4 protein-coding genes are annotated in these 5,139 nt (G+C 42.6%); 1 reads left to right on the top strand and 3 read right to left on the bottom strand.

What is annotated here, in order from left to right; all coding sequences use genetic code 11:
- Positions 1–703: 703 nt before the first annotated feature.
- Entirely contained in the window at positions 704–1,591 is an 888-nt protein-coding gene (locus tag JGK11_RS32320; RefSeq protein ID WP_293214446.1) for a hypothetical protein, read from the bottom strand.
- A gap of 88 nt (positions 1,592–1,679) precedes the next feature.
- A complete protein-coding gene (locus JGK11_RS32325; RefSeq protein WP_293214448.1) occupies positions 1,680–2,240 on the bottom strand; it encodes a hypothetical protein in 561 nt (186 codons plus the stop codon).
- Between the two features lie 325 nt (positions 2,241–2,565).
- Between JGK11_RS32325 and JGK11_RS32330 the strand changes: the two genes are divergently transcribed.
- Positions 2,566–4,515: a serine/threonine-protein kinase gene (locus JGK11_RS32330; protein WP_293214450.1), complete on the top strand. Its 1,950-nt coding sequence runs from the start codon at positions 2,566–2,568 to the stop codon at positions 4,513–4,515.
- 109 nt (positions 4,516–4,624) lie between these two features.
- Here the strand turns inward: JGK11_RS32330 and JGK11_RS32335 are convergent, their stop codons facing one another.
- Complete coding sequence (locus JGK11_RS32335) at positions 4,625–5,101, bottom strand: type I restriction-modification enzyme R subunit C-terminal domain-containing protein (protein WP_293214452.1); 477 nt, start codon at positions 5,099–5,101, stop codon at positions 4,625–4,627.
- Positions 5,102–5,139 lie beyond the last annotated feature (38 nt).

Below are 5,139 nucleotides of genomic sequence, written 5' to 3' on the forward strand. Positions count from 1 at the left end.
ACCCAGATAAATCGTCTGCCCAATCTTCACAAATGGTTTGTGGAAATTTTCGCTAAACCCACATAGCTATTGGATCATTCTTTTTGTGGAGGCCTCTTACTGGTTACAATTGGCTTGCTTAGACTGATTTACCTCGGTTTTTCGGTTCTCCATTTTGGTCGGAAAAAACAGAAATTTCGATACCCCTAAGTATTCCGTAACTGAGATCGTAAAAAACGGTGCAATGCGGAGTAAGTAAAGACGCGCAAGTTTTGTGTCCATGCCCCCCTGTAGTATTGGTCTGTATCTGGGTTTTGGGCAAGGTTGGCTTCCTATTCAATGCAAATTTTGACAGTCTAAAAACCCCTGTAATCCTTATCCTGTATGAATTTTGGATAAATAGACAAAAAATGGTATAAGTGTAACGTTAATAGACAAAAGTATAACGTTCGCAGACAAAAATGAGATAAAAGTGTACCAAAATGGACGAACTGCGAACGAATATTATCACGTCAAGTTTGGTGTAGTTTTAGTATTGGTAAATCTAGTTTGGTTGCAGTTTGGTAGTGCTTGATTGCAGTAAAATGTAATTTGGTTGCTGTTATGAATCGGTATCATTAAGCACATTTTTTTGTAAAAGTTTTGCACATTGTCGAGCGAGAAACCGTAGTTTTTCAAGCCGGGACGATTAACTAAATAAAATATTACCTATTCAATACGACTCTTAATACCCCGATTGAAGCAGGGCCTCGTCGAGCAAATCTGTTAGTTTGAGTGTAAGAGCCCACTGGTTCATATAGCCGATATCGAGCCCCAGTTGCACTTTCAAAACTCCCAACACGTCTCTCCACTGTTTTTGGGAACCGCCAGGAGTTAGTTTGTACCAACTGAGTTTTTGCAGGACGATATCTTCGGGCGAGTAGATGTAGATTCCCTCCTCTTCTAAGATGTTAACAGGGTAAAGCTGGCGTCGGTTCATCACCGAAGTGGAAAAAGGGTCATCGCTGCTCATTACAAAAATATCTGCTTTTTCCATAGATGGCAAATAGATGACATTGAAAGATGATTCGCGGGGCGATATTCTTGACTTAGCAATTGCTTCATTCACAGCCGACTCGCTGATATAAAACTCGCCTGACATGGCATCAATTAATCTCTGTGCTGTTCCCGTTTCCAGGTCAATTACTAAGTCCAAATCTTGCGTAGACCTGTTTTCTCCCAGCAGCGAACTCGCCACCGAACCGCCAATCACATAAGGAATATTCAGCGGTAACAAAATGTCGGCTATTTTTCGCGCTAATGCGATCGGATCTGCAATCACTAACTCACCCCAATTATTGCTGTTTGATAAAACTTTTATCCACTCAGTACCTAAGCACCTTTTAATAAATTCTTGTCGAACTTTTGCCTCAGTAGCATTAGGATACTGACTCTCTATTCCCAATATTGCCAGCCTTCGCACCGATTGAGTGAAAGCGCAAGTCCGCTGTAATTTTTGTTGGGGCGTTAACTGCCGCAATAGCTGAAACATCAGCACGTCAGCCTCAATACTGGTATCGATAGATTGTGGATTGTATCCCGACTTAACTGTGACTGCTGGCATTAACGGCATGATACAATGGAGATCGAGGGCCTAGATTCCACAATTGTATTACAGAATCAAAGTTTTTCAGGCGGATTGAAAAAGTTGATGTCTTTTTTTAATTATTATGAAAAATTGAACCAGTAAAAACACTTGCTATAATGATATCCAGAGCAAAGGCAATAGTTGCTAGAGTCAATAACCAGATAGTTGCTAGAGTCAATAACCAGATAGCCAGATTTAGACGTTTAGCTTTCTTGATTGCAGCTTCCTCAAATAATTCTATAGCTTCAACCCAAGTATTTGTAATGTAAGCTCTGTATCTTTCATTGGACTCATTGTACCAATAATCAGTCATTAACTCTCTGGGTTTAACAATAGTACCGATAGGGTTAGATGTTAGTCCTGTAGCAATTACAAAAATAGATGCAGCAGAGAATCCACATACGATTACTTTGAGAATCAAACAAGTAAGACACCCTGTGTTTATGCTTGGTAAATCCGCAGCAAACCTTAGTAGCAATCCCCCGAAACCCAAAAATGTTCCCAGCCTCCCATTTAGGTGGTCTAAAGCTTCATTTCGAGCTTTGTAAACTGATTCTGTATACTCGTAAGCCACGCTAATATTTGTAGAACCCGTTGCAGCTTCTATAATGGATTGAGTGTTGTTATCTTCCATAAATATGTCTAATCCCAATAACCCAGAGAAACCATCTACTCCCGATCCTTCACAACCTCCCATCCCTCAAAAAGCAAAAGGTTTTACCGGACCTGCCAACCAAACACCTCCTGCCACACCAAGTGAGGGAACAGTGGCCAGATTCGACGGCGGTTACAAAAACATTGTAACGTTTAATCAGCAACCGAAAAATTCCGACTAAGATTTTTTTCACACTACTGTTCTTGGGGGAACAGAGTTTGATAGCTCTCTTCCCCAACTCATCCAAAATCCGCTCCTTTCCCCTGTTTAATTGACCTGATTCTATTTCCACACGATTACAAAGATGAGCTTGTGCGTTAATCCTCACTGCCCCAATCCGAAAAATGCCGCCGATAATGTATTGCGCTGCTCTAGCTGTGGTTCTAATTTGTTGCTAGAAGGGCGCTATCGTGCCACCAGCCTACTGGGAGAAGGTGGCTTTGGCAAAACTTACGAGGTTAGCGATCGCGGGCGACCTCCGAAAGTTTTAAAAGTTTTGATTAAAAACACCCCCAAGGCTGTGGAGCTATTCAAGCGAGAAGCCGAAGTTCTATGCCGCCTCAATATTTTAGGAATTCCCAAAGGTGAAGAATATTTTACCTTTATTCCCGGTAATAGTCAGGAGCCGGCGCATTGCTTCGTAATGCAAAAAATTGAAGGCGAAAATTTGCAAGATTGGATGTCCCAGCGGGACGATCGACCGATCGGCGAAAAGAAAGCCCGTCTTTGGTTGGAGGAGTTAGTTTATATCCTCAGCGACCTCCACCAGAATCAGTTATTTCACCGGGATATCAAGCCGTCCAACATCATGCTTTCTCAGGACGGATTGCTGGTATTAGTAGATTTTGGCACCGTGCGGGAAATCACCCACACTTACGAAGGGAAACACGCAGCCAAGCAAATTACGACTATTCATACCCCCGGCTACGCTCCCTTGGAGCAATTCTGCGGCCAAGCTTCCCCGCAATCTGATTTCTTTGCCTTGGGCCGTACTTTTGTTTATTTGCTAACCGGAAAGCATCCTAATGAATTCAACAATCCCTACGAGCATGACCTTTACACTGACGAATTAGAGACTTGGCGCGATGAAGCACCCCATATTTCGCCCGTATTTGCAGATTTTATCGACCAACTCATGGCGCGGCCCCTTCAGAATCGCTTTGCGGATACTAAGGCAATTTTGCAACGGCTCCAAGAAGTTGACGAAATTTTGCATCCTCGCGTATCAATTACGCTAGAAAGGTATCGATTGCAAAAAAAGTTGCAAAAAATGCAGAGGGATGAAGAACTTTTGTCTGATATTCGCCAGTTATCTCAACACTACTTTGAGAGATTTTCCAATGTACAGCCTGCATTGAAAAATTCACTAGATTGGCAACAAATTGCCTTATATTGCACGTTGGGCGATTTATCATCTGGACATTCACAACCTGTACGTTGCGTGGCTATTAGTCCAGACGGGCAGTTCCTTGTTAGTGGTTGCGACGGTGGAGTTGTCAAAGTTTGGAACTTGATTGAGGAAGAAGAACTTTATACACTTAAAGGTCACTCAGCAAGCGTAATTTCTGTAGCTATTAGCCCAGACGGCGAAACTTTGGCGAGTGCTAGTGCCGATCAAACCATTAGATTGTGGAACCTCAAAACCGGGCAAGAAATTCAAGCTTTCTTAGGGCATTCAAAGCCTATAACTTGCGTCGCTTTTCATCCAAAAAAAAATTCAGTTTTATTTAGTGGCAGCCTCGATACAACTGTCAGCGTTTGGAATCTTGAAACCGCTCAAATAACGCATACCTACGCCAGACATACTGGCGGTGTTACTTGCCTAGCCGTTCACCCCAACGGGAAAATTCTAGCCAGCGGCAGCCACGATTGTACTATCATCGTTTGGAGTAACTACACCCTCGTCGGTCATTCTGCTCCTGTGGTATGCGTAGCAATTAGCCCAGATGGACAAACTCTCGTTAGCGGCAGTCAAGACAAAGAGATTAAAGTCTGGAACCTGAACAACGGTGAGCTGCTTCGTACTTTGACCGGACATTCCGCCCCTGTCTGGTCTTTAGTAATGAGTCCAGACGGGCAGACTCTCGTTAGCGGTAGCGAGGATACAACCATCAAAGTTTGGAACTTAGAAACTGGGGAGGAAATTAAAACCCTCGCTCACAACTTGGCATCTGTTACCTCTTTAGCTATTAGTTTTGATGGTCAACTTTTAGCTAGCGGTAGTGAGGACTTTAGCATAAAACTGTGGAAATAGCGCCCTAATTTAATAACTAAAATCCATATACCCTGATTGAAGTAGCGCATTCCTCGTCAAGCAAATCAGTTATATATTGTTGCGAATAATGATATTGTCTATCGCTGTATTATGCAGCAGCCCGTGTACAAACTTCTTCAAGTATAAGAAATAATTCATCTACTTGAGCCGAGGTAAATAATCCGTCTGGCCCCTGTGGTGTAATATCGGTAAATGGGGATTCATAGAGGATTGCTGCATCCATTGCGCCATGTGCGGTTAGGTAATCCACAATCATATTCACAAATTCAATCTGATTGGAGTTAAGGTTTTTACCAGATATAAACTTAGCTAGTTCCTGCTTGGCTACCTCACGATCTAGTCCTACTAAAGAGCGGACGAACAAGCCTAACCCATGCGACTCTTCCTTGGCACGAACAATATCCTCCTCAACCCCTAACTTGTTTTCCAGCAGGATATTTTCTAGTTCAGATAGATCGGATGGAGTGAGTTGTTTGTTAGTTCGTAGTTTGAAAATGACTAGATTATCTAGGGCTTGCTGAATAATTGATTGCCAACCAAGAGCAGGAGCGATCAATATATTCAAGCTTGGTTAAAGATAAGTTTTTTCTGTATCGAGTCGCC

This window comes from Microcoleus sp. PH2017_34_RAT_O_A (assembly GCF_020737885.1).
Lineage (GTDB): Bacteria > Cyanobacteriota > Cyanobacteriia > Cyanobacteriales > Microcoleaceae > Microcoleus.

Bases quoted from the DNA above. Each gene is read 5' to 3' on its own strand.
- JGK11_RS32320 (WP_293214446.1), bottom strand. From the start codon at position 1,591: ATGCCGTTAATGCCAGCAGTCACAGTTAAGTCGGGATACAATCCACAA.
- JGK11_RS32325 (WP_293214448.1), bottom strand. From the start codon at position 2,240: ATGGAAGATAACAACACTCAATCCATTATAGAAGCTGCAACGGGTTCT.
- JGK11_RS32330 (WP_293214450.1), top strand. From the start codon at position 2,566: ATGAGCTTGTGCGTTAATCCTCACTGCCCCAATCCGAAAAATGCCGCC.